The organism is Sinosporangium siamense (assembly GCF_016863435.1).
Lineage (GTDB): Bacteria > Actinomycetota > Actinomycetes > Streptosporangiales > Streptosporangiaceae > Sinosporangium > Sinosporangium siamense.
The window spans coordinates 170,223-191,613 of record NZ_BOOW01000018.1; the positions used below are offsets into that span (position 1 = coordinate 170,223).

General features: G+C 68.3%; 22 protein-coding genes and 1 tRNA gene. 10 read left to right on the top strand and 13 right to left on the bottom strand.

Annotated elements, in window-relative coordinates; genetic code table 11:
* Nucleotides 1-419 precede the first annotated feature (419 nt).
* Together Ssi02_RS14020 and Ssi02_RS14025 are read left to right on the top strand one after the other, a co-directional pair.
* Nucleotides 420-1,469, top strand: coding sequence for a 3-isopropylmalate dehydrogenase (locus tag Ssi02_RS14020; RefSeq protein WP_204025602.1), 1,050 nt, complete (start codon nt 420-422; stop codon nt 1,467-1,469).
* 195 nt (nt 1,470-1,664) lie between these two features.
* Nucleotides 1,665-2,762 carry a branched-chain amino acid aminotransferase gene (locus Ssi02_RS14025; RefSeq protein WP_204025604.1) on the top strand — a complete coding sequence of 366 codons (1,098 nt, stop codon included), beginning with the start codon at nt 1,665-1,667 and terminating at the stop codon, nt 2,760-2,762.
* A gap of 150 nt (nt 2,763-2,912) precedes the next feature.
* Here Ssi02_RS14025 and Ssi02_RS14030 read toward each other — a convergent pair whose 3' ends face one another.
* The 3 genes from Ssi02_RS14030 to Ssi02_RS14040 form a co-directional block, all read right to left on the bottom strand.
* Nucleotides 2,913-3,521, bottom strand: coding sequence for a Uma2 family endonuclease (locus Ssi02_RS14030; protein WP_204025606.1), 609 nt, complete (start codon nt 3,519-3,521; stop codon nt 2,913-2,915).
* Nucleotides 3,522-3,857: 336 nt separating this feature from the next.
* A complete protein-coding gene (locus tag Ssi02_RS14035; RefSeq protein ID WP_204025608.1) occupies nt 3,858-4,454 on the bottom strand; it encodes a Uma2 family endonuclease in 597 nt (198 codons plus the stop codon).
* Nucleotides 4,455-4,557: 103 nt separating this feature from the next.
* Entirely contained in the window at nt 4,558-5,211 is a 654-nt protein-coding gene (locus Ssi02_RS14040) for an O-methyltransferase (RefSeq protein WP_307825661.1), read from the bottom strand.
* A gap of 319 nt (nt 5,212-5,530) precedes the next feature.
* Between Ssi02_RS14040 and cimA the strand changes: the two genes are divergently transcribed.
* Nucleotides 5,531-7,108 carry a citramalate synthase gene (cimA, locus tag Ssi02_RS14045; RefSeq protein WP_204025613.1) on the top strand — a complete coding sequence of 526 codons (1,578 nt, stop codon included), beginning with the start codon at nt 5,531-5,533 and terminating at the stop codon, nt 7,106-7,108.
* A 176-nt stretch (nt 7,109-7,284) separates the two neighbouring features.
* Here cimA and Ssi02_RS14050 read toward each other — a convergent pair whose 3' ends face one another.
* From Ssi02_RS14050 to Ssi02_RS14090, 9 genes are all read right to left on the bottom strand, one after another.
* Nucleotides 7,285-7,914 carry a protein-L-isoaspartate O-methyltransferase family protein gene (locus Ssi02_RS14050; protein ID WP_239128900.1) on the bottom strand — a complete coding sequence of 210 codons (630 nt, stop codon included), beginning with the start codon at nt 7,912-7,914 and terminating at the stop codon, nt 7,285-7,287.
* A 316-nt stretch (nt 7,915-8,230) separates the two neighbouring features.
* Nucleotides 8,231-9,913 carry a heparinase II/III domain-containing protein gene (locus tag Ssi02_RS14055; protein ID WP_239128901.1) on the bottom strand — a complete coding sequence of 561 codons (1,683 nt, stop codon included), beginning with the start codon at nt 9,911-9,913 and terminating at the stop codon, nt 8,231-8,233.
* Between the two features lie 93 nt (nt 9,914-10,006).
* Nucleotides 10,007-10,384 carry an antibiotic biosynthesis monooxygenase family protein gene (locus Ssi02_RS14060; RefSeq protein WP_204025615.1) on the bottom strand — a complete coding sequence of 126 codons (378 nt, stop codon included), beginning with the start codon at nt 10,382-10,384 and terminating at the stop codon, nt 10,007-10,009.
* Nucleotides 10,385-10,410: 26 nt separating this feature from the next.
* A complete protein-coding gene (locus tag Ssi02_RS14065) occupies nt 10,411-11,010 on the bottom strand; it encodes a hypothetical protein (RefSeq protein WP_204025617.1) in 600 nt (199 codons plus the stop codon).
* The gene (locus tag Ssi02_RS14070; RefSeq protein WP_204025619.1) at nt 11,003-11,695 is read right to left on the bottom strand and encodes a DUF6286 domain-containing protein; all 693 of its coding nucleotides are present in this window, start codon (nt 11,693-11,695) and stop codon (nt 11,003-11,005) included. The genes Ssi02_RS14065 and Ssi02_RS14070 overlap by 8 nt, the downstream gene beginning before the upstream one ends.
* The gene (locus tag Ssi02_RS14075) at nt 11,692-12,051 is read right to left on the bottom strand and encodes an Asp23/Gls24 family envelope stress response protein (RefSeq protein ID WP_204025621.1); all 360 of its coding nucleotides are present in this window, start codon (nt 12,049-12,051) and stop codon (nt 11,692-11,694) included. The genes Ssi02_RS14070 and Ssi02_RS14075 overlap by 4 nt, the downstream gene beginning before the upstream one ends.
* Complete coding sequence (locus Ssi02_RS14080; RefSeq protein ID WP_204025980.1) at nt 12,048-12,236, bottom strand: hypothetical protein; 189 nt, start codon at nt 12,234-12,236, stop codon at nt 12,048-12,050. Before Ssi02_RS14080 ends, Ssi02_RS14075 begins: the two co-directional genes overlap by 4 nt.
* On the bottom strand, nt 12,233-12,505 hold the full coding sequence (locus Ssi02_RS14085; RefSeq protein ID WP_204025624.1) for an Asp23/Gls24 family envelope stress response protein: 273 nt from the start codon (nt 12,503-12,505) through the stop codon (nt 12,233-12,235). Before Ssi02_RS14085 ends, Ssi02_RS14080 begins: the two co-directional genes overlap by 4 nt.
* Before the next feature lie 31 nt (nt 12,506-12,536).
* Nucleotides 12,537-13,013 carry an Asp23/Gls24 family envelope stress response protein gene (locus tag Ssi02_RS14090; protein ID WP_204025626.1) on the bottom strand — a complete coding sequence of 159 codons (477 nt, stop codon included), beginning with the start codon at nt 13,011-13,013 and terminating at the stop codon, nt 12,537-12,539.
* A gap of 196 nt (nt 13,014-13,209) precedes the next feature.
* Between Ssi02_RS14090 and Ssi02_RS14095 the strand changes: the two genes are divergently transcribed.
* Together Ssi02_RS14095 and gltX are read left to right on the top strand one after the other, a co-directional pair.
* Entirely contained in the window at nt 13,210-13,989 is a 780-nt protein-coding gene (locus Ssi02_RS14095) for a fumarylacetoacetate hydrolase family protein (RefSeq protein WP_204025628.1), read from the top strand.
* A 28-nt stretch (nt 13,990-14,017) separates the two neighbouring features.
* A complete protein-coding gene (gene gltX / locus Ssi02_RS14100) occupies nt 14,018-15,355 on the top strand; it encodes a glutamate--tRNA ligase (protein WP_239128921.1) in 1,338 nt (445 codons plus the stop codon).
* A 54-nt stretch (nt 15,356-15,409) separates the two neighbouring features.
* On the opposite strand, the gene Ssi02_RS14105 is transcribed toward gltX, so the two are convergent.
* Nucleotides 15,410-17,413: a M3 family metallopeptidase gene (locus tag Ssi02_RS14105; protein WP_204025632.1), complete on the bottom strand. Its 2,004-nt coding sequence runs from the start codon at nt 17,411-17,413 to the stop codon at nt 15,410-15,412.
* Between the two features lie 164 nt (nt 17,414-17,577).
* Between Ssi02_RS14105 and Ssi02_RS14110 the strand changes: the two genes are divergently transcribed.
* The 5 genes from Ssi02_RS14110 (at nt 17,578) to Ssi02_RS14130 (ending at nt 21,388) form a co-directional block, all read left to right on the top strand.
* Nucleotides 17,578-17,652, top strand: a tRNA-Gln gene (locus Ssi02_RS14110).
* Nucleotides 17,653-17,809: 157 nt separating this feature from the next.
* Nucleotides 17,810-18,721, top strand: a complete 912-nt coding sequence (locus Ssi02_RS14115) for an ABC transporter ATP-binding protein (RefSeq protein ID WP_204025634.1) — start codon at nt 17,810-17,812, stop codon at nt 18,719-18,721.
* Nucleotides 18,721-19,437, top strand: coding sequence for an ABC transporter permease (locus tag Ssi02_RS14120; protein WP_239128922.1), 717 nt, complete (start codon nt 18,721-18,723; stop codon nt 19,435-19,437). The genes Ssi02_RS14115 and Ssi02_RS14120 overlap by 1 nt, the downstream gene beginning before the upstream one ends.
* Before the next feature lie 26 nt (nt 19,438-19,463).
* Entirely contained in the window at nt 19,464-20,762 is a 1,299-nt protein-coding gene (locus Ssi02_RS14125) for a sensor histidine kinase (RefSeq protein WP_204025638.1), read from the top strand.
* Nucleotides 20,759-21,388 carry a response regulator gene (locus Ssi02_RS14130; protein ID WP_204025640.1) on the top strand — a complete coding sequence of 210 codons (630 nt, stop codon included), beginning with the start codon at nt 20,759-20,761 and terminating at the stop codon, nt 21,386-21,388. Before Ssi02_RS14125 ends, Ssi02_RS14130 begins: the two co-directional genes overlap by 4 nt.
* The last annotated feature ends 3 nt before the right edge of the window (nt 21,389-21,391 follow it).

Here is a 21,391-nt window from a genome sequence, read left to right on the forward strand (position 1 = left end):
GCCTCTGGGGGATGGCTTTCGGAGACGGCGCGGGTGGACGGCTGGGTGGATGGATCTCGGACACGGCGCGGTGTGGTGCGGGCCGCTGGGCGGATGGATCTCGGACACGGCTCGGAGAGACCGCTGGGGGGTGGTTCTCGGAGACGGCGCGGAGCGGACCGCTGGGTGGATGGATCTCAGACGCGGCGCGGTGTGGTGCGGGCCGCTGGAGGGATGGATCTCAGAGCACGGCACAGTGTGGTGTGGTGCGGGCCGCTAAGGAGCCAGAGCGGGGCTTGATTTCCGGAAATGGCGCGGCTGGCCTTTGTGGAAAGGGATTTCTGGGCTTTGCCGTACAGGACGGGGTTTTGGGCCCTGGCCATCGGTCCGAATATTGAGATCGGTGTTCGGCACACGAGACGGGGCGGTAGGGTACGGCCATGCAGGATACACGCGACATCCGTTTGGCGGTCATTCCCGGTGACGGCATCGGCACCGAGGTCGTCGCCGAAGGGCTGAAAGTTCTCGACGCGGCGGGGATCAAGCTGGACACCACCGGCTATGACCTTGGGGCGAAGCGCTACCACGAGACGGGCGAGACCCTCCCCGATGCCGTGCTCAGCGAGTTGAGAGCATATGACGCCATCCTGCTTGGCGCGGTCGGCGACCCCAGCGTGCCCCCGGGTGTGCTGGAGCGCGACCTGCTCCTGAAGCTTCGCTTCGAGCTTGATCACTACGTCAACCTGCGCCCGGTCAAGCTTTTCCCCGGCGTGCAGACCCCGCTCGGCGGCGTCTCGTCCGAGGACATCGACATGGTCGTCGTGCGTGAGGGCACCGAGGGCCCCTACGCGGGGGCCGGCGGCGTGCTGCGCAAGGGCACCCCGCACGAGGTCGCCACCCAGGAGTCGCTCAACACCGCCTACGGCGTCGAGCGCGTCGTGCGTTACGCCTTCGAGAAGGCGAAGAGCCGTCCGCGCCGGAAGCTCACGCTGGTCCACAAGACCAACGTGCTCACCTACGCCGGTGACCTGTGGGCTCGTGTCACCGACCGGGTCGCGACGGAGTTCCCCGAGGTCACGGTCGACTACTGCCACGTCGACGCCGCCTCGATGTTCTTCGTCAACCAGCCGCAGAGGTTCGACGTGATCGTCACCGACAACCTCTTCGGTGACATCCTCACCGACATCGGCGCCGCCATCGCCGGCGGCATCGGCCTCGCCGCCAGCGGCAACGTCAACCCCGACCGCACCGCGCCCAGCATGTTCGAGCCCGTGCACGGCTCCGCGCCGGACATCGCCGGTCAGGGCAAGGCCGACCCGACCGCCACCATCCTGTCGGTCGCCATGCTCCTCGACCACCTCGGCCTGGCCAAGGACGCCGCCCGCATCGAGCAGGCCGTCGCCGACGACCTCCTTGAGCGCCGCGAGACCGCGGCCACCCGATCGACCAGCGAGATCGGCGACCACATCGCCGCCCGAGTAGCCGGCTAAGGCCGCCTCTGCTCGTCGCGCCCGGCGGTCCCCCATCAAGGACCGCTGGGCGCTTTTTTGTTGTCTCATACCTGCTCAGGGGACGTCTTTCGTCCACCCGCACCTAATAGCACACCTAGCCATGCAGTAGTTTCCGATTACCTGATCCATTGCACAATGGACCTAGGGCCGATGAGTAAGAGAAGGATTAACACCATGACCTCCGCTCCCCAACTCAGCTTCGACGTGCAACTCAACGCCAACGGACGCACCCCGGCCGAGCGGGAGCAGGTACTGGCCAATCCCGGCTTCGGTCAGACCTTCACCGACCACATGATCTCGATCGACTACACCGAAGGCCGAGGCTGGCACGACGCGGCGCTCCTGCCGTACGGGCCTTTGACGCTCGACCCGGCGACCTCCGTCTTCCACTACGCGCAGGAGTTCTTCGAAGGTCTCAAGGCCTACCGGCAGGGAGCCGACTCCATCGTCTCCTTCCGCCCCTACGCCAACGCGGCGAGATTCAACCAGTCGGCGCAGCGCATGGCCATGCCCGACCTGCCCGAGCAGACCTTCGTCGAGTCGCTCGAACTCCTCGTGCAGACCGACCGCGACTGGGTGCCGACCACCGAGGGCCACAGCCTCTACCTGCGCCCCTTCATGATCGCGACTCAGGTCGGGCTCGGCGTGAACTACCCCTCCAAGACCTACAAGTATCTGGTCATCGCCTCACCCGCCGCGTCCTACTTCAGCGGCGGCGTCACCCCCGTCTCCGTCTGGCTCTCCACCGAGTACACCCGCGCGGCTCCCGGCGGCACCGGCTATGCCAAATGCGGCGGCAACTACGCCGGCGCCTTCGTCGCCCAGCGCCAGGCCGTCGCGCAGGGCTGCGACCAGGTCGTGTGGCTCGACGCCCACGAGCACCGCTGGGTCGAGGAAATGGGCGGCATGAACCTCTTCTTCGTGCGCGGCGACCGCCTCTTCACCCCCGAACTCACCGGCACCCTCCTCCCCGGCATCACCCGCGACTCCATCCTCACCCTCGCCGCCGACCTCGGTCTCAAGGCCGAAGAGGGCCGCATCTCCATCGAGGAATGGCAGAGCGCCTGCGAATCCGGCGAGATCTCCGAGGTCTTCGCCTGCGGCACCGCCGCCGTCGTCACCCCCGTCGGCTCCGTGAAGGGCACCGACCGCGCCTGGACCATCGGCGACGGCACCCCGGGCCCCGTCACCCTCCGCGTCCGCGAGGAACTCGTCGGCATCCAGTACGGCTCACGCCCCGACACCCACGACTGGATCCACAAGATCTGCTAACTCATTCGGCTCCTCGGGAATGAGGTCGTCTTTCCTGACGAGAGTCACGACATGATCGCTCCCCCGCGCCCGCTTCGGCGGTCTGGGGGAGCGATGTCACCGGTCTGGCGGACCTTCTTGCGGTTCTTGGGGGGCGGTCGGGCTTCGAGGTTAGGAGGCGGTGAGTTTGGCGGTGTCGAGTGTGACCTCCCATGGGGAGGGGAGTTCGAGGGGTTTGCCCAGTGCTTCGGTCGTCTCCTGTTCGTAGCCCGACTCGGTGGGGTGGCTGAGGAGCCTGGCCACCTGCTCGAAGGGGTCGATCACCAGGTAGAGCGGGACATGTCCTTTGGCGTAGTTGCGCGCTTTGATCTCGTGGTCGTCTTTGGCGCTGCTGGGGGAGACGACCTCGACGACCAGGAGGGTGTCGTCGCTGTGGACGTGCTCGGCGTCCCACATCTGCGGGGAGGAGCGCGTGATGGTGATGTCGGGCCGATAGCGGTCTTCGTGAAGGCCGAGGAAAACCTTGAGGTCGAAGGCGGCCACCCAATCTTGTTCCGTGAGGAAAGGAATGAGCTGGAGCAGTAGCCGATAAACGATGGTGGCGTGGTTGAAGGTGGGCAACTCCCTCACCACGATTCTGCCGTCGATGATCTCGACGCGTCGGTCCGACCAGAGCTCACAGGTCTGCCGGTAGCGCGCGTGTAGATCGTCGTGGCCCGCGTGAATGTCTCGGTTGGTGCCCATGTGTGCCGCCCCAGCCCGCTCGAGAACCTTTGACATGCCCACATCATCCCCTCCCACGATGGTAACGCAACGCGATTTCTCGCAACTCAAGGTAGCGAGTCGATCTCTCCGTGGTCCTGCGCTTGGCGAAATATTCGCTAACACTTTCGAGCCGTGTGTACGGCTGTGGGGGCGGTGTGTGGCATGAGCTGTCGTGGTGTGGGGGAATTCGAAGGGGCGCGTGCGTGAGGGGTGTCCGATTTCTGGACCCGCAGCTGAGCGCCGCCCCCGTATGGACGCCGCGTCTGGGGGTGCAGGCGAAGTGTCCCGGTGGCGCGGGCAGGGGCGGGCGTCTTGGAGGGGTGCCGAGGGGGCGGGCTCGGAGTGCCGGGGTCAGGAGGTGATGAGTTTGGCGGTGTCGATTGTGGTTTTCCAGGGGGTGGGGAGGTCAAGGGGGTGGCCTAGGTCGATCTTGACCTCGTGGGTGTATCCGGTGCCGGACGGGCGGCTGAGCAGTCTGGCCTGTCGTGGCAGTGGATGGATGAGCAGGCAGAGGGGGATCCCTGCGATCGAGTAGGTCTGTGGTTTCACCGTGTGATCGGTTTCCCGGCTGCTTGGGGACACGACCTCGACCGCCAGAAGGATCTCTTCGGCGTGGACGTGGTTGGCGTCCCACAGGGAGGCGTTCTCCGGGATCGCGATGAGGTCCGGCTCGTAGCGGTCGAGTTGGGCGGCGAAGAAGATCTTGCTCTCCGAGAGGAGCTCCCAGCCCTCCTCCTCCGCCCTTCCGGCCAGCTGCCGTTGGAGCCGATAGACGATGCGGTTGTGGTCGATGCTGGGCACGGGGTTCGTCACGACCCGGCCGTCGATGATTTCAACGCGCTGTTTCTCGTGTTGTGCGCAGAGCGCGAGGTAGGTGTCCAGAGGCTCGGCGGTGGCCGTCGAGCGCGAGCGGTCTGCCGCCTCTTGTGTGTCCACGAGCAGGTCCATGCCCGCATCCTCCCCCTCCCATAGGCCGACGCAAAGTGTTTTCGTCGCCACCCAGAGTAGCCAGGCCAGGCGTTCGGTGTCTGGGGATCTACCTGAGCTTTCGCTAATTCTTTCGAATCAAGGTGAGGCCGTCGGCGATCGGCAGGATGACCGAGGTGACGCGGTCGTCGTGGAGGACCATGTCGTTGAACTCGCGCATGAGGATGGTGGCCTCGTCGCCGGCGTGGGGGTCGGCGACGAGGCCGCTCCACAGGGTGTTGTCGGCCAGGATGAGGCCGCCGGAGGCCAGGTGGGGCATGACGAGGTGGTAATACCGCTGATAGTTGGACTTGTCCGCGTCAATGAAGACGAGGTCTAGGGCGGGTTCCTCGGGGAGGTTTTTGAGGGTTTCGGCGGCGGGGCCGAGGCGGAGATCGATGAGGTGGGAAAGGCCGGCCTTGTCCCAGAAGTGGCGGGCGATCGTGGTCCACTCCTCGCTTATGTCGTGGCACAGGAGCCGGCCGCCGGGGGCGAGGCCGCGGGCCAGGCAGATGGCTGAATAGCCGGTGAAGGTGCCGATCTCGACGGCGGTCCTGGCGCGACTGAGCTGGGTGATCATCGTCAGGAAGCGGCCCTCGTCGGGCGTGATCTGCATGCCGGCCCGCTCTCCGGTGAGCTCGCGGGTGGCGACGCGGAGCTCTTCGAGCAGGTCGTCAGGCTGGGTGGTGTGGGCGAGCACATATTGTCCGACCATGGGATCGAGGTAGGTCGTCTTCATGTCGGTCATTGTTGCCCCGACCTGCCCCCGGCTATCGGCGACACTTCGTCGTCTCACCTGGCATCTCGGATCCTGAGATCAATGTGCCAGATGTTGACGGGCTGTGGCACACTGCAAAGACCATGAACGCTGCTCTGCTCATTATTGGCAGGCGCGCCGGCACGTAAAAGGACATCGCCGGCGCGCAGACCTCTCACGTCCGTGAGGGGTTTTTTGCTTTCCCGGGGCAGCGCTTCCGCCCAGAGCAGTGTTTCCCAGGGACAAGACCGATCCCAGTGCACGCGGCTGATATGAAGATCCGCGAAGGAGACCTAAACCGATGGCCGACGACAGATTCCACATGTACGACACCACCCTGCGCGACGGCGCGCAGCAGGAGGGCCTCAACCTCACGGTGGCCGACAAGCTCGCCATCGCGCGGCTGATGGACAGTCTGGGCGTCGGTTTCATCGAGGGGGGCTGGCCGGGCGCCAACCCCAAGGACACGGAGTTCTTCAGGCGGGCTCAGACCGAGCTTGACCTGAAGCACGCGCAGCTCGCCGCGTTCGGCGCGACCCGCCGGGCAGGTGTAAAGGCAGCCGACGACCCACTGGTGGCCGCGCTGCGCGAATCCGGCGCGCCGGTCGTGACTCTTGTCGCCAAGAGCCACGACCGGCACGTGGAGCTGGCCCTCCGCACGACTCTCCAGGAGAACCTCGCGATGATCCGCGATACGGTTTCTCACCTTCGTGCGGAGGGACAGCGGGTCTTCCTCGACGCCGAGCACTTCTTCGACGGCTACAAGTGCAACCCAGATTACGCGCTTGAGGTGGTTCGCACAGCCGCCGACGCCGGAGCGGACGTGGTGGTGTTGTGCGACACCAACGGCGGCATGCTCCCCGACGAGCTCGGTGAGATCGTGCGGGCCACCGCGGCCACCGGGGCGCGGCTCGGCATCCACTGCCACGACGACACCGGCTGCGCCGTGGCCAACTCGATGGCGGCGGTGAAGGCGGGCGCGACGCATGTGCAGGGGTGCGCCAACAACTACGGCGAGCGCGCCGGCAACGCCAACCTGTTCACGGTGCTCGCCAACCTCCAGCTCAAGTGGGGATATGATCTCGTGCCGCCCGCCGCTCTGGCGGACATGACGCGCATCGCCCACGCCATCAGCGAGATCACCAACGTCACGCCCAACTCCCACGCGCCCTACACCGGCGTGTCGGCCTTCGCGCACAAGGCCGGGCTGCACGCCTCGGCCATCAAGGTCGACCCCAACCTCTATCAGCACATCGACCCGGCCCTCGTCGGCAACGACATGCGCATGCTGGTCTCCGACATGGCGGGCCGCGCCTCGGTCGAGCTCAAGGGCCGCGAGCTCGGCTATGAGCTCACCCCAGGCCAGTCGCGCGAGCTGGTCGACCAGGTCAAGGGCCTTGAGTCCAAGGGTTACACCTTCGAGGCCGCCGACGCCTCCTTCGAGCTTCTGCTCCGCGACACGGTCAACGGCGAGCGCAGGCGGCACTTCTCGGTGGAGTCCTGGCGTGTCATCGTCGAGCGCCGCCCCGACGGCGAGGTGGTCGGCGAGGCCACGGTCAAGCTGCACGCCAAGGGCGAGCGCATCGTCGCCACCGGCGAGGGCAACGGCCCCGTCAACGCCCTCGACCGCGCCGTGCGCAGCGCGCTGGAGCAGCTCTACCCGGAGCTCGCCGGCGTCGAGCTGATCGACTACAAGGTGCGCATCCTGGAGGGCTCGCACGGCACCGAGGCCATCACCCGCGTGCTGATCACCTCGAGCGACTCCGAGGGCGAGTGGGCGACCGTGGGCGTCGACGAGAACATCATCGAGGCCTCCTGGCAGGCCCTTGAGCAGGCCGTCACCTACGGCCTCCTGCGCGCCGGCCACGACCTGACCTGACAACCCCGACGTCCGCCACGGCACGGGTCCGCGACACGTTCGCCAGGCCCGTGCCGTACTTTCGCCGTGCCTTCCGCGCCGGCCGCGATCCGGCGTCTCGTACGGCACGAGCCCGCGACACGTTCAGCGGGCCCATGCCGTACCTCCACCACCTCTCCCGCGCAGGCCCCATGTGCTCATGCTCTGGTGATGAGCTGCTCTCCGGGGGTGATCTCCACAATGAGATCAGGTGCCACCCTGCTGAGGGCCTGCCGCTCGACCTGGTTGAGGCGCTGCCCGCGCAACGGCATGAAATGGGCCTCGTCGACGGCCCGGCCTACAGCCCGGCCCTTGTTCACGTCGAGGACCATCAGTGCCCCGTGATTGTGCTCGCCGGTGTAGGGCGCGACGATGCGGCCGCCGTCTTTGCACTGCTCAACCCAGGGGTAGGGAATGGTGTGCGCCGCCGCTGTGGCGATCACGCGGTCGAAGGGGGCATGCCCGGGAGCGCCCAATTCGCCGTCCCCCACGACGACGGTGACCTTGTCGGCGAACCCCGCGCGGTTGAGAGACCGTCGCGCGGCCTCGGCCAGCCCGGCATCGATCTCGACGCTGACCACGATCGAGCCCATGGCGGCGAGCGCGGCGGCGTTGTAGCCGGTGCCGGTGCCGATCTCCAGGACAGTCATGCGGGGAGCCAGGTTGAGGGCGTCGAACATGCGCTCCATGAGCCAGAGGGCTGTGGACGAGGAGGTGGGGAAGACGTTGCCCCATTTGCCAAGCTCACCGTCATCCACTTGGGTGATCACCGGGTCGTCGGATGCCACAAGCCGCTCCCACTCGGCGGGGTTTTGCGTCCGATCAAGGGGCTCAAGCTGGCGGCCCCTGCCCGGGGAACGCCAAATGACGTCGGGAATGAAGAGGCGACGGTCTACGGCACTTCGCCAGTCCCGTTGCATAGGCGGCAATCGACCTCCTCTATGACTCCGTCATAGCACTGCTCCGCCTTGCCTGTGCCGTTGCATGCCGAGCAGGGTGTCTTCTTCTCGTGCTTGCCCATAGGTGCCTCCGCACACAAATGAGTAATCACTCAGTCGCATAGCGTAGAAAGCTGGGCTGCTGTGTGGCTATAGCTTGTGAGGGCTACGAGAGGTTGGCGCCGTTCGTGCGGAAGTTTGTGCTGCCGTCGGCGGTCTGGACGGTGACCCGGCCGCCGGAGCAGGTGACGGAGGGTTTGTCCGTGCCGGGCACGACGATGGTCAGGAGGGCCGGGGCGGCGGGGGAGACGATCGCCGGGGCGGCGGTTTTCTCCATGTAGGTCGGGGAGACCCAGCCCTGGAAGGGGTTGCTCTGGCCGCGGGCCACCGTCTGGCCGCCGACGGGCTTGCACGCCGGCATGGCGAGCTGCACGAGGCTGGTCTTCCAGTCCTTGTCTCCGAGGACGACGTGGCCGCCCGAGTTGAAGACGACCTTCAGGTCGGCGGGGAAGTGCCACAGGTTGCGCAGGTGGGCGCCCGAGCCCGCGGTGTCGAGGACCGCCATGAGGTCGTCGCCGTGGTTGACGAGCACGGACCGGGTACGGCTCACGCCGTACGCCTTGTCGCTGAAGCGGTAGGACTGGCGGCCGTCGCCGGGGTTGGCCTTCTGGAGTGCGGTAGGCGTGGAGGGGCGCAGAGAGCGGCCCACGATGGTGGGCACGTTGTGGGCCTCGGGGGAGAGGGTCCAGTAGCGGTAGGGATTGTTCTCGTAGGAGTGGAATCCTACGTCTACCAGCACGTCACGGCCTTGAGCGTAGTAGGTGACGCCCATGTGGTCCTCGTGCCCGTGGTACTTCATGCCGGGGCCGAAGCGGATCGAGTAGAAGGCCGAGGAGGGTTTATCCCAGTTGGTGCGGCCGTAGACATAACCCGAGGAGCTGAAGATCTTCACCCGCTGCTTGGGGATGGTGAAGCCGCTGGGGCGGACGTCGGCGGAGCCGTCGCCGATGGGAACCATGAAGCCGTTGGGCTGGGTGGAGTGGGTGATATATCCCTCCAGGCCCTTCCACCTGCGCTCGATGCGGGAAGGCACCTTGATGCCGCAGCTCTTCATGTTCTCCATGGCCACGCTGAGCCTCTGGTGCACATAGAGGCCGTAACGCGGAGCCTGTTCGCGGAGGGCGCCCTGAGGGTCGACGTCGAGTTCGACGGTCTCGATCAGGCGGCGGATCGCGAGGTCCGACCATTTGTCGCGCTTGTAACGGCAGCCGATGCCGAGCAGGGCGATGTCCTGGTCGATGCCGTGGTTGTGGCCCTTCTCATAGAGCTTGGGGTTGGACAACATCACGGCGTGTTCGGCGAGGCTGGTGCGGAGCCAGGAGTCGCCGACGTGTTTGCTCAGGCAGACGAGCGCGGGGGCGCGGAGGGCGATCGGGTGTTCGGCCCAGGCCTGGGGGCTGATGCCCGCCTTGCCGCGAGGGTTGTCCCGCACCCAGTCGTAGGCGATCTCCTTGGCCCGCGCGAGGTAGCTCTTCTCACCGCTCACCTCGTAGTCGGCGACCAGCCGGCCCATCCACCGCAGGGAATGGAAGACCATCTCCCAGGAGCGGTTCTTATACGGACTCGACTTCCAGTCGACGTCCTTGCCCACCTTGACGACGGGCAGTCCGACGAAGGAGAGCTCACCCTTCATGACCTCGGCGGAAGTCGGGGTGGCGGGCAGCCAGTCGCCCTGGCACTCGGCCGTGAGTTTGCCCTGGACGCCCTGCGCCTGGGCCGGGGCGGCGATGCCGAGAAGAGCCGGCGACAGGGCGAGTGTGAGACCGAGAGCACGTGTGCGGCGACGCACGATGAGTCCTTCCAGAGCATTCCAAACGGCGGAATGCTCTCGAAGTCACAGTGACATGGTCAAGTCACATCAGTCACTGCAGCAACATCGTTATCAGGCCTGTTTCGGGCCGGTGCTCTCCACGACCTCGAAGGACCAGATCTCCGACGACGTCGCAGCTGCGCCGCCTTGACCGTGTCCGTGCCCCTGCCCTTGGGCGCCGTGCCCGTGCCCTGCGGCTCCCGCAGCGGCCGCGGCCTGGGCGTGGCCGGCCTGGAATGCGGCGCTGCTCTGCCAGCGCTCGAAGTCCTCCTCGCTGCGCCAGCGGGTGTAGACCATGTAGCGGTCGGTGCCCTCCATCGGCCGCAGCAGCTCAAACCACTCGAAGCCATCCGCGGACTCGACCATCCCGGCACGCCCGGCGAATCTCCGCTCAAGCTCCTCACGCATCGCAGGAGGCACCGTCAGCACATTGATCTTCACGACAGCCATGAGGGGGATTCTGTCACAGCGACCCGTCAGGCCACCCTGTGGCGCGATGCGAACTTCCGGCTGAACTTCAGGCGGGTGACGGTCCGCAGGTGGTCGGTTTCCAGAGCCTCACGGATATGCGGAATGGCCACATCCCCTAGGTGTGCACGAATCTCATTGATCGGGGCGTGTTCTTCCATGAGGACGCGCAGACGCACGCCGGGATGCACACAGGTGCCGACCAAGGTGGCGCGAGCGCCGAGCACGCCGGGGTGCGAGGTGATGTCGGCGGTGATGGCGTCGGCGAGCCCGCGAGAGGCCACCCGCGTCTCGCCGCCGGGCCCGGTGGCCAGCGTCATGTCATGTACGGCTTCGCCCCGCCCTTGCGCGAACAACCATCGCAGCGCGATGAGGGCGAGTATGACGGCGAGAATCCCGATCACCCACCAGAGCCACCCGCCGGCGGCACCGAACGCCTGGCGCACCGGCCCGTTCACCAGCGGCTCCCCGGCGGGAGCGAAGTGCTGCGGCAGCAGCCCCAGCCCTCTGATCAGGGTGAACAGCCCAAGAAGCACGAGGGTGAGACCGGTCACCAAAAGTCCGAGCCGGTTCCCTCTGGCCGTCTTCCTGTCGATCACTTCACTCACCTCGCAGATCCACACGCACCGGATAGGAGCTGATCGGGCCAAGCACGTGCATCTGCGTCTCCACCGCATGCCGGACCTTCTCCGCCAGCCCACGCGTGTCGTGCAGCCTCGTGCGGGCGATCACATGGGCGCTGCCGCCGCCGAGCCGCACCTTGGCCCGGTTGATGCCGCTCACCGCTTCGGCCGCCTGGGCGAGCGACCGGGCGAAGCTCCTGCGGCGCATCCCCATGACCAGCTCTTGGTCGCCCGTGTGCAGCGGCACGAGGCTCGGCCGCCCCGGCCGCAGCGCCAGAACGATTAGCCACAGGCCGATCAGCACAGCGATCGCGGCGCCGATGAGCAGCGGCGGGTTCTGCCACGGCGTGGCCGACGCCCAGTTCAGCAGCGGGCCGTAAGCCGGCCGCCCCGCCAGCGTGGAGAACGCCCCGATCGCCACCACGACTCCGAAAAGGATCAGCAGGACGGAGACGATGACCGACGGCAGGGTACGGCGAGGCCGGAAGGCGTGGACGGCGGTCCGGTCGGCCGCGCTCATGATCGGCACGGTGTCGGATCGCGGGGTGGTGGAGGCGGTGCCTTCGTCCCGCGGAGGTTGATCGTGTGAATTGTCCATCGCCTTCGTCGCGGGCCCGGTCGCCGGGCCGCTCGCCCGCGTGTCCGGAGGTTCCGGAGGCACGGTGCTCACGCGACCTCCTCCCGGCGGGCCGGCACGAGGCCGGGCACGTCGACGTCGATGTGGGCCACGGTGAGCCCGGTCAGCGTGTGCACACGTTCGGCCACGTGCAGCCGGACGTTCTCGGCTACCTGCCGGATCGGCATGGGGTATTCAACCGTCAGGTTCAGCTGGACGGCGGTGACGTCGCCGTCCACGGACGCGCTGGCGGTGCCCCGCGGCGACGAGCCGCGTCGTCGTGCCCTGCCCACGCCCGCCACCTCCATGGCCGCATAGCCCGCGATGCGCGATACGACCCGTTCGGGCACGATCGTCACGCCCCGGGGCTCGTGGGCCGCGATCGCCGGCGGAACGGACTCGACGGTCATCGGCGCCTCGGAGATAGGCCGGACAGGTCGACACCGCCGGTCTCGGCGATCCTGCCGACCAGGAATCCGATCGCACCAAGCACGAGGACGAGCAGGAAGGCGCCGAGCCCGCCGAAGGCCCCGGCGAGTCCGAGCGCGATGCCCGCGGCAAGTCCGACGATCGACCAGATGGGGAACGGGTTCATTTCAGTCCTCCGATGTGGATGTTCACGGCACGGCCCCCGGTGAGTTCCTTGATCGCTTCACGCACCTCGCCGGCGATCTCGGGCAGCGGACGTCCCGCTTTGGCGACGATGGAGATCTCCACCTCGTCGTCCCGTATGGCGACGCCGGGCACCGTCTCTCCCGGCAGATAGGTCGCCACAACTCCGAACGGCCCGCCGGACAGCCCCTCGACATCCGGGCACTGCCTCACCCGGTCGGCTATCTCGTGGGCCGGCGTCTTCGCCGGCATGTTCGTCGGCCTGCTCACTGGATCCGGCCACTTACTCGACTCGCGCCTGGGGCCGCTGCTGCTCTTCCTCGGCCTTCTCCTGGCCGGGCAGGTGTACGTCGTCGACCCGGATGTTGACCTCGGTCACCTCCAGGCCGCACATGCGCTCGATCTGCGCGATGACGTTCTTGCGCACACCGTTGGCGAGGTCGGGAATGGCCACGCCGTAATCGACCACGAGGTCTATGTCGATGGCCGCCTGGCGTTCGCCGACCTCGACCGACACGCCTTGGGTGGCACTGCGTTCACCGCCTACGATGCCGCGCACGGCGCCGATGGCCCGTGCCGCACCCGCGCCCATCTCGTGGACGCCGGTGACTTCGCGGGCGGCGAGGCCGGCGATCTTGGCGACCACGCTCGGGTCGATGGTGGTCGTGCCCTTGGCCGTCACCAGGGCGCTTTCCTTTGTACGGGCTCGCGGCACAGAGGCCTCTTCGCCGGTGGCTTTGCCCGTGCTCACATCGGTCACGTCGCTTCCTCCCCCCGAAGGAGAACGCCGTCTCCACTGGGGAGACCGCACTCTCACTGCAGCGACCGTCTATTCCAGGTAATACCCCCCATATCATGCGTAACCAGGATTTAGAGAACCTTGGTCTAATCCAGAAACAGGCGCGGCGCGGCGGAGGGAGAACGACGCATCAGACGCGTCAACTAGCCTTGAGCGCGTGCGTATAGCGAGGTTCTCCACAGGTGGCAGTCCGGCGTTCGGCGTGGTCGAGGGGGCGATAGGCGAGGAAGTGATCTCCGCCATCGCGGGCCACCCCTTCAACGCCATCCAGTTCACCGGCGAGCGTTACCCCCTCGCCGAGGTCAGACTGGTCGCCCCGATCCTGCCCACCAAGGTCATCGCGATCGGCAAGAACTACGCCGGCCACGTGCGCGAGATGGGCGGCGACCAGCTGCCCGCCGAGCCGGTCGTCTTCAGCAAGCCGTCCACCTCCGTGATCGGCCACGGCGAGGCCGTGGCATACCCGGAGAAGCTGTCGCAGCAGGTCGACTTCGAGGGCGAGCTGGCCGTCGTGATCGGCAGGCTCTGCCGGGAGGTGCCGGTCGAGCGAGCCGCCGAAGTGATCTTCGGCTACACCTGCGCCAACGACGTGACCGCCCGCGACCTGCAGCAGCGGGACGGCCAGTGGACCCGGGCCAAGGGATTCGACACGTTCTGCCCGCTCGGACCCTGGATCCAGACCGACCTCGACCCGAGCGACCTCGCGATCACCACGACCGTCAACGGCGAGATCCGCCAGAGCGGGCGCACATCCCAGCTCCTGCACGACGTTCCGGCCCTGGTGGCCTACGTGAGCGCGGTCATGACCCTCATCCCCGGCGACGTCATCCTGACCGGCACGCCGGCCGGGGTCGGCCCGCTCGCCGTGGGCGACGAGGTCAGCGTCGGCATCGAAGGCATCGGCACACTTACCAACCGGGTGGTTTCACGTGATTAGGGTCCGTTTCGCACCGTCGCCGACCGGCATGTTCCACGTCGGAGGAGCGCGCTCCGCGCTTTACAACTGGGCCCTCGCCGAGCGGTCCGGCGGCCGGTTCGTGCTGCGCATCGAGGACACCGACGCGGCCAGGAACCGCCCCGAGTGGACCGAGGGCATCATCTCCGCCCTCGCCTTTCTCGGCATCAGCGGCGACAACCCCGTCTTCGAGGGCCCCTACTTCCAGTCGGCCTACGAGGCCCAGCACCGCGAGGCCGCGGCCAAGCTGGCGGCCGACGGGCGGGCCTATTACTGCACCTGCACCCGCGACGACGTCAAGGCCCGCACCGGGTCGGAGCACCAGGGCTACGACGGCTTCTGCCGCATGCGGGGGCTCACCGAGGGCGCGATGCGCTTCCGCACGCCCGACGACGGTGTCACCGTGGTGCAGGACCTCGTGCGGGGCACGGTCGAGTTCCCCAACGAGGCGATGGAGGACTTCGTCATCGCCCGCGGCGACGGCTCCCCGCTTTTCGTGCTGGCCAACGTGGTCGACGACATCGAGATGCGCATCACCCACGTCGTGCGCGCCGAGGAGCACCTGTCCAACACGCCCAAGCAGCAGCAGCTCTGGGCGGCGCTCGGCGTCACGCCGCCGGTGTGGGCGCACGTGCCCGTGATCGTCAACGAGAAGCGGCAGAAGCTCTCCAAGCGCCGCGACAAGGTGGCGCTGGAGTCCTACCGCGAGGAGGGCTACCTGCCCGAGGCGATGGTCAACTATCTGATGCTGCTCGGCTGGGGCCCCGGCGACGACCGCGAGATCATGCCGTGGTCGGAGATGATGCCGCTGTTCAGGCTTGAGGACGTCAACCCCTCGCCGGCGTTCTTCGACGAGAAGAAGCTGCGGGCCTTCAACGGCGAATACATCCGGGCTCTGCCGCTGCCGGAGTTCGTACGGCGCTGCCAGGCGTTCCTCGACCCCGCGTGGGACCTTGAGGTGTTCGGCCGGGTCGCCGAGCTGGCACAGACCCGCGTCGCGGTGCTGTCCGAGGTCAAGGCCAACGTCGACTTCCTGTTCCTCGGCGAGCCGGTGTTCGACCAGGCGTCGTGGGACAAGGCGATGAAGGCGCACGCCGACGACATCCTCGCGGGCTACGCCGAGCGGCTGGAGACGGTCTCGTTCGACACCGAGTCGCTCAAGACCGCCCTGGACGAGGTCGGCGCCGCGCACGGCCTCAAGCTCGGCAAGGCCCAGGCGCCCGTGCGGGTGGCGATCACCGGCCGCACGGTGGGGCTGCCGCTGTTCGAGAGCATCGAGGTGCTCGGCCGCGAGCGGGCGCTGACCCGCCTGCGGGCCGCCCGCGAGCGGCTGCGCGCCGGGGCCTGAGACGCGCCCTGCGGGGTGTACGGCACAGCCGGCTGTGCCGTACACCCCCCGAGGTCAGAGCAGGCCGCGGCGGGTCAGCAGCGGCTCGATGCGCGGGTCGCGCCCGCGAAACGCCCTGAAGGCCGCCATCGGGTCGACCCCGCCGCCCTTGGAGAGCAGTTCGCGGCGGAAGTGGTCGCCGTTGGCGCGGGTAAGGCCGCCGTTCTCGGTGAACCACTCGACGCTGTCGGCGTCGAGCACCTCGCTCCAGATGTAGGAGTAGTAGCCCGCCGCGTAGCCTCCCGCCCAGATGTGGGCGAAATAGGTGCTGCGGTAGCGCGGCGGGATCAGCGGCAGATCGACGCCCGCCCGCTGCAGCGCCGCCGTCTCGAACTCCTCGACCGAGCCGAGGTCCTCACCCGGCGCCACCGTGTGCCACGCCCAGTCGAGCAGGGAGGCGGCGAGGTATTCCACCGTCGCGAACCCCTGGTTGAACGTCTGCGCCGCCTCCAGCCGGTCGGCGATCTCACGCGGCAGCGGCTCGCCCGTCTCGTGGTGCCTGGCGTAGTTGGCGAGGATCTCCGGCCACAACACCCACATCTCGTTGACCTGGCTCGGATACTCGACGAAGTCGCGCGGCACCGCCGTGCCCGACACGCGGGGGAAGCGCACGTCGGAGAAGAGCCCGTGCAGGGCGTGGCCGAACTCGTGGAACATCGTCCTGACCTCTTCGAAGGTCATCAGCGTCGGCTCGCCGGGCGGCGGCTTGACGATGTTGAGGTTGTTGACCACGACCGGCCGGGTGCCCATCAGCTCCGACTGCTTGACCAGGCTGTTCATCCACGCGCCGCCGCGCTTGGACTCCCGCGCGTAGAAGTCGCCGAGGAACAGGCCGAGCGGCGAGCCGTCCTCCTCGGACACCTCGAAGACCCGCACGTCCGGGTGGTAACCCTTGAGATCTTCGCGCTCGGTGAAGGCGAGCCCGTAGAGCCGGCCCGCCGCGTGGAACACCCCGTCGCGCAGCACGCGGTTGAGCTCGAAGTACGGCCGGACCTCGGAGATGTCGAGGTCGTAGCGCGCCTTGCGCACCCGCTCGGCGTAGAACGCCCAGTCCCACGGGGCGAGCTCGTGCCCGGCGTCCTCCCGCAGCGCCGCGGCCTCCCGGTCGGCGTTCGCGACGGCGGCGGGCGTGAGCTTGGCGAGCATCTCGGTCACGGCCCGGGTGTTCGGCGCGGTCTGGTCGGCCACGACGTATTCCGCATGATCGGCGTAGCCGAGCAGCGCCGCGCGCTGCGCCCGCAGCGCGGCCATGCGCAGCACGGTGGCGGCGTTGGACTCGGCGCCGCGGCCGATGGAGGCGGTGTGGATGCGCTCACGCAGCGCCCGGCCGGTCAGCGACGCCAGCGGCGGCTGCCCGCTCGGCAGCACCAGTGTGATCACGTGCTTGTCGGGCAGGCCGCGCGAGCGCGCCGTCTCGGCCGCCGCGAGCACTCCGTCGGGCGACAACCCGTCGAGCTCCGCCACGTCGTCCACCACGATCGCGGCGGCGTTGGTGTCGTTGAGGAGAGTCTGCTGGAACGTCGTGGACAGGGCGGAGAGCTCCTCGTTGAGCTTTTTGAGCCGCTCCTGGTCCTCGGGCCCGAGTTCGGCGCCCGCCCGCACGAAATCAGTGTGATAGCGCGTCAGCAGCCACCGTTCCCGCTCGTCCTCCGGCGGATTTTCCATGAGCGCGGTGATCCGGGCGAACAGCGCCGTGTTGAGGTTGATCGTGTCGGCGTGCCTGGCCAGCTCGGGGGTGACGCGCTTCTGGATCTCCTGCACCCCGGGGGTGCTGTCGGAGGACACCTGGTTGAAGAAGACCACCGACACCCGGTTGAGGAGCTGCCCCGACAACTCCAGCGCCTCGATCGTGTTGGCGAAGGTCGCCGCGGCGGGGTCGTCCGCGATCGCGCCGACCTCGGCGAGGTGCTCGGTCATCCCGCGCTCGAACGCGGGCAGGTAGTGCTCCTCGCGGATCTCCTCGAACGGCGGGAGCCCGTATGGCAGTGTGCTGGGGGTGAAGAACGGGTTCTCAGCCAAAGCGCGACTCCTCATGTGGGGTGGACGGGTCCTCAGCGTCGCACACCTCCGGCGGGCCGGATCGTGTGGAGGGAGGGCCACGCGGCCAATCGTTTTGGCCTTGCGGGCCAAGCTGGGCTATTCTTTCGGACGTCGCCAGCGATCCCCAAGGGGGAGAGCAGCGGTGGGGTATGGGGTAATTGGCAGCCCAACTGATTCTGGTTCAGTTAGTCTAGGTTCGAGTCCTGGTACCCCAGCCATAACGGCTGGTTGATAGGCGGATGTCCTCGCAAAAGGCATCCGCCTTCATCGTTTTTCACCCCCTCCATCAACCGATTGGTTGATGGAGGGGGTCAACCGATCAAGCCCGCAAACGGGCGATCCTCGAGAAGGCCGCGGTCACGCATTCTCAGCTGTATGCCAGTCATCGAGGTACGAAACCTTCACAAACGGTACGGCGAGCGCATCGCTGTCCATGACGTGTCGTTCGAGGTGGGGAAGGGGGAGATCTTCGGCATCCTCGGCCCCAACGGCGCGGGAAAGACCACCACCGTCGAATGCCTCGAAGGGTTGCGCCGCCCCGACGGCGGTGAGTTGCGGGTGCTCGGCCTCGACCCCCGCACCGACGGCGCGGCGCTCCGCGAGCGGGTCGGGGTGCAACTCCAGGAGAGCCACTTGCCCGAGCGCATGCGGGTGGGCGAGGCCCTGGAACTCTTCGCCTCCTTCTATCGCTCCCCGGCCCCCTGGCGGCGCGTGATGGACGACTGGGGGCTCACGGGGATCGGCGACAGCGCTTTCGGCGCTCTGTCCGGCGGCCAGAAGCAGCGCCTGTTCATCGCCCTCGCCCTGGTCGGGGCGCCCGAGGTCGCCGTGCTCGACGAGCTGACCACCGGACTCGACCCGCAGTCCAGGCGCACGACGTGGGAGCTTGTCGAGCAGGTCCGGGACCGGGGGGTGACCGTCGTCCTGGTCACCCACTTCATGGAGGAGGCAGAACGGCTCTGCGACCGGCTGGTCCTGATCGACTCCGGCCGGGTCGTCGCCGGCGGCACCCCGGCCGAGCTGGTGGCGCGAGCCGTACCCCACCATGTCATCGCATTCCACACGGCCGAGCCGCTGGACCGCGCCCTGCTCGCCGGGGCGCCCGGCGTCGTGCGGGTCGAGGCCGACGGGCTCAGGACGGTGGTGACCGGGACCGGCAACCTGCTGCACACGGTGATGTCGGTGCTGATCGGGCACGGGATCGTGGCGGAGGACGTCAGGCTGGAGAGGGCCGGGCTGGACGAGGCGTTCCTCGCCCTGACCGGCGCGGGGAGGGGGCGCGCGTGATGGTCAAGCTGATCCGCTCCGAGACGCGGCTCTTCCTGCGGGACCCCGCCTCGGTGCTGGTGGTGCTCGCCCTGCCGGTGGCCCTCGTCGCGCTCTTCGGCGTGATCGCGAGGCCGGGGGAGGGCGACGCCGCCATTAAGACCTACTTTCCCGCGATGGCCCTGGCCCTCGGACTCGCCCAGCTCACCTTGAACCTGGTGCCCGGCACCCTGGTCGGATATCGGGAGCGGGGGGTGTTGCGGCGGATGGCGGCGAGCCCGGTGGGGCCGGGCAGGCTGCTCGGCGCGCAGCTCGCGGTGGGCGGGGTGTTGTCCGTGGTGTCCCTTGTGCTGGTGGTGGCGGTCGGCACGCTGGGCTTCGGCTTCGAGACGCCGGCGCGGGCGGGCGCGACGCTGATCGTGTTCGTGCTCGGCACACTCGCGCTCTTCGCGGTCGGGATGCTCGTGGCGGCGCTCGCGCCGAGCACGCGGGCGGCGACGGGCATCGGCGTCGGCGTGATGTTCGCGAGCCTGATCTTCGGGGGAGTGTTCATGCCGGCCGAGAACCTGCCGGACTTCATGGTGGCGGTCGGCGGCTACACGCCGCTGGGGGCGTTCACGCAGGCCCTCAGAGCGTCGTGGGCGGGCGCGTGGCCCGAGGTCCTGCACCTGGGCGTCATGGCGGGGTGGGCGGCGCTGTGCGGGCTGCTGTCGGCCAGGCTCTTCCGGTGGGAGTAAACCCGGGGACGATAGTGGTTCCGCAGGTGGGGGGTGACGATGTGGCGTGGTTGCGGCCGGAGGAGAACTCCGAGCGGGACGGACGCAGGGCGCGGTGGATCTACCTGGCCGTCGCTTACGTCCTGCTGATCGCCTCGGGGTGCCTGGCGCTCCTTAACGGCACACCGCCGGCGGAGTTCGCCCCCTATGCGGTGGCGGCGGCGTTGTGGTTGCCGCTGCTGTTCCCCCTCTACCCCGCGCGCGGGCACGCGATCTGGCTCCGCTGGGGCTACTACATCGTCCTCGTGGCCCTGGCCACCGCACTCGTGTCCACGAGCGCCTTCTTCGCCGCTTTCAGCGCGATCGGTTATTCTCTGGCCTTCGCCCTCTTCTCGTCCTGGTGGAGCATGGTCGGCGTCGCCCTCACCGCGATAGGCACCGTGATCGCCCAGAGCGAGGGCTCGGGCAACCTGTCGATGCTCACCGTGATGCTGGGCGTCACCCTGCCGCTCCTGTTCGCCGGCTGGGCCGTCGGCGTCGAAAGCGAACGCCGCAAAACCCTCATCGGCCGGCTCACCGCGGCCAACGCGCGCATCACCGCCGCCGCCGAGGAGAACGCCGCCCTCCAGGCCGAGCTCGTCATGCGCGCCCGCGAGGCGGGTGTGCTCGACGAGCGCCGCCGCCTCGCCCGTGAGATCCACGACGCCGTCGCCCAAGGTCTCATCGCCCTGATCACCCAGCTCAGGGCGGCCGACCTGACCAAGGACGACCCCGCGGAGTGGCGGCGGCACATGGACAATGTGAACATGCTCGCGCAACAGAGCCTCGGCGCGGCCAGGCGCTCGGTCCGGGCCCTCCGCCCCGAACAGCTCGAACGCTCCCACCTCCCCGAGGCCGTCGCCGACCTCGCCGAGCAGTGGGCCGCCACCGAGTCCGTCTCCCTCATCACCGAGATCACCGGCACGCCCCGGCCGCTCGCCACCGCCGTCGAGGTCACGTTGTTCCGCGTCGCTCAGGAGGCCCTCGCCAACGTCTCCAAACATGCGGGGGCGCGGCGGGTCGCGCTCACCCTCTCCTACCTCGACGACGACGTCCTCCTCGACGTCCGCGACGACGGCGACGGCTTCGACCCCGCGGCGCGCGGTCGTGAGGGGGCAGGGCGTGAGGGGTCAAGGCGTGAGGGGTCAGGGCGTGAGGGCTTTGGGCGTGGGGGGTTCGGGCTGACCGCCATGGAGCAGCGGGTGCGCGGCGTCGGCGGCACCTTCGCCGTCGAGAGCGTCCCCGGCGAGGGCACCGCGATCGCCGTCGCCGTGCCCGCCCTGCCCCGCGAGGAGGGATCCACGTGAGCGAGCCGATCCGGCTGATCATCGTCGACGACCACCCCATCGTCCGCGACGGGCTGCGCGTCGCCTTCGCCGCCGAGCCCGGCGTGCTTGTGGTGGGGGAGGCGGCCAACGGGGCTCATGCCGTACGGCTGGCGCGTGAGACGCGGGTGGACGTGGCGCTGATGGACCTGCGCATGCCCGAGATGGACGGCGTGCGCGCCATCCGGGAACTCGCCCTGGTCAGCCCCGTCACGCGGGTGCTCGTCCTCACGACCTTCGACACCGACGCCGACGTGCTGCCCGCCGTCGAGGCGGGCGCGACCGGCTATCTGCTCAAGGACGCACCCGCCGACGAGCTGCTGAGGGCCGTCCACGCCGCTCATCGGGGCGAGACGGTGTTGTCGCCGTCGGTCGCGGGGCATCTGCTGGACCACATGCGCCGGCCCGCGAGAGGCGTGCTGAGCCGCCGGGAGCTCGAGGTGCTCAAACTGGTGGCGGAGGGGGCGACCAACCGCGAGGCCGCGGCCCGGCTGCTCATCAGCGAGGCCAGCATCAAGACGCACCTCATCCACATCTACGCGAAACTCGACGCCCGCGACCGCGCGTCGGCCGTGGCCGAGGGTTATCGGCGGGGGTTGCTGGGGTGAAAG

Excerpts from the sequence above, each read along its gene's own strand:
- Ssi02_RS14030 (WP_204025606.1), bottom strand. The coding sequence starts at position 3,521 with ATGTCAAAGGTTCTCGAGCGGGCTGGGGCGGCACACATGGGCACCAAC.
- Ssi02_RS14060 (WP_204025615.1), bottom strand. The coding sequence starts at position 10,384 with ATGGCTGTCGTGAAGATCAATGTGCTGACGGTGCCTCCTGCGATGCGT.
- Ssi02_RS14025 (WP_204025604.1), top strand. The coding sequence starts at position 1,665 with ATGACCTCCGCTCCCCAACTCAGCTTCGACGTGCAACTCAACGCCAAC.
- Ssi02_RS14120 (WP_239128922.1), top strand. The coding sequence starts at position 18,721 with ATGGTCAAGCTGATCCGCTCCGAGACGCGGCTCTTCCTGCGGGACCCC.
- Ssi02_RS14085 (WP_204025624.1), bottom strand. The coding sequence starts at position 12,505 with ATGCCGGCGAAGACGCCGGCCCACGAGATAGCCGACCGGGTGAGGCAG.
- Ssi02_RS14080 (WP_204025980.1), bottom strand. The coding sequence starts at position 12,236 with ATGAACCCGTTCCCCATCTGGTCGATCGTCGGACTTGCCGCGGGCATC.
- Ssi02_RS14035 (WP_204025608.1), bottom strand. The coding sequence starts at position 4,454 with ATGGACCTGCTCGTGGACACACAAGAGGCGGCAGACCGCTCGCGCTCG.
- gltX (WP_239128921.1), top strand. The coding sequence starts at position 14,018 with ATGTTCCACGTCGGAGGAGCGCGCTCCGCGCTTTACAACTGGGCCCTC.
- Ssi02_RS14020 (WP_204025602.1), top strand. The coding sequence starts at position 420 with ATGCAGGATACACGCGACATCCGTTTGGCGGTCATTCCCGGTGACGGC.
- cimA (WP_204025613.1), top strand. The coding sequence starts at position 5,531 with ATGGCCGACGACAGATTCCACATGTACGACACCACCCTGCGCGACGGC.
- Ssi02_RS14075 (WP_204025621.1), bottom strand. The coding sequence starts at position 12,051 with ATGACCGTCGAGTCCGTTCCGCCGGCGATCGCGGCCCACGAGCCCCGG.
- Ssi02_RS14115 (WP_204025634.1), top strand. The coding sequence starts at position 17,810 with ATGCCAGTCATCGAGGTACGAAACCTTCACAAACGGTACGGCGAGCGC.
- Ssi02_RS14040 (WP_307825661.1), bottom strand. The coding sequence starts at position 5,211 with ATGAAGACGACCTACCTCGATCCCATGGTCGGACAATATGTGCTCGCC.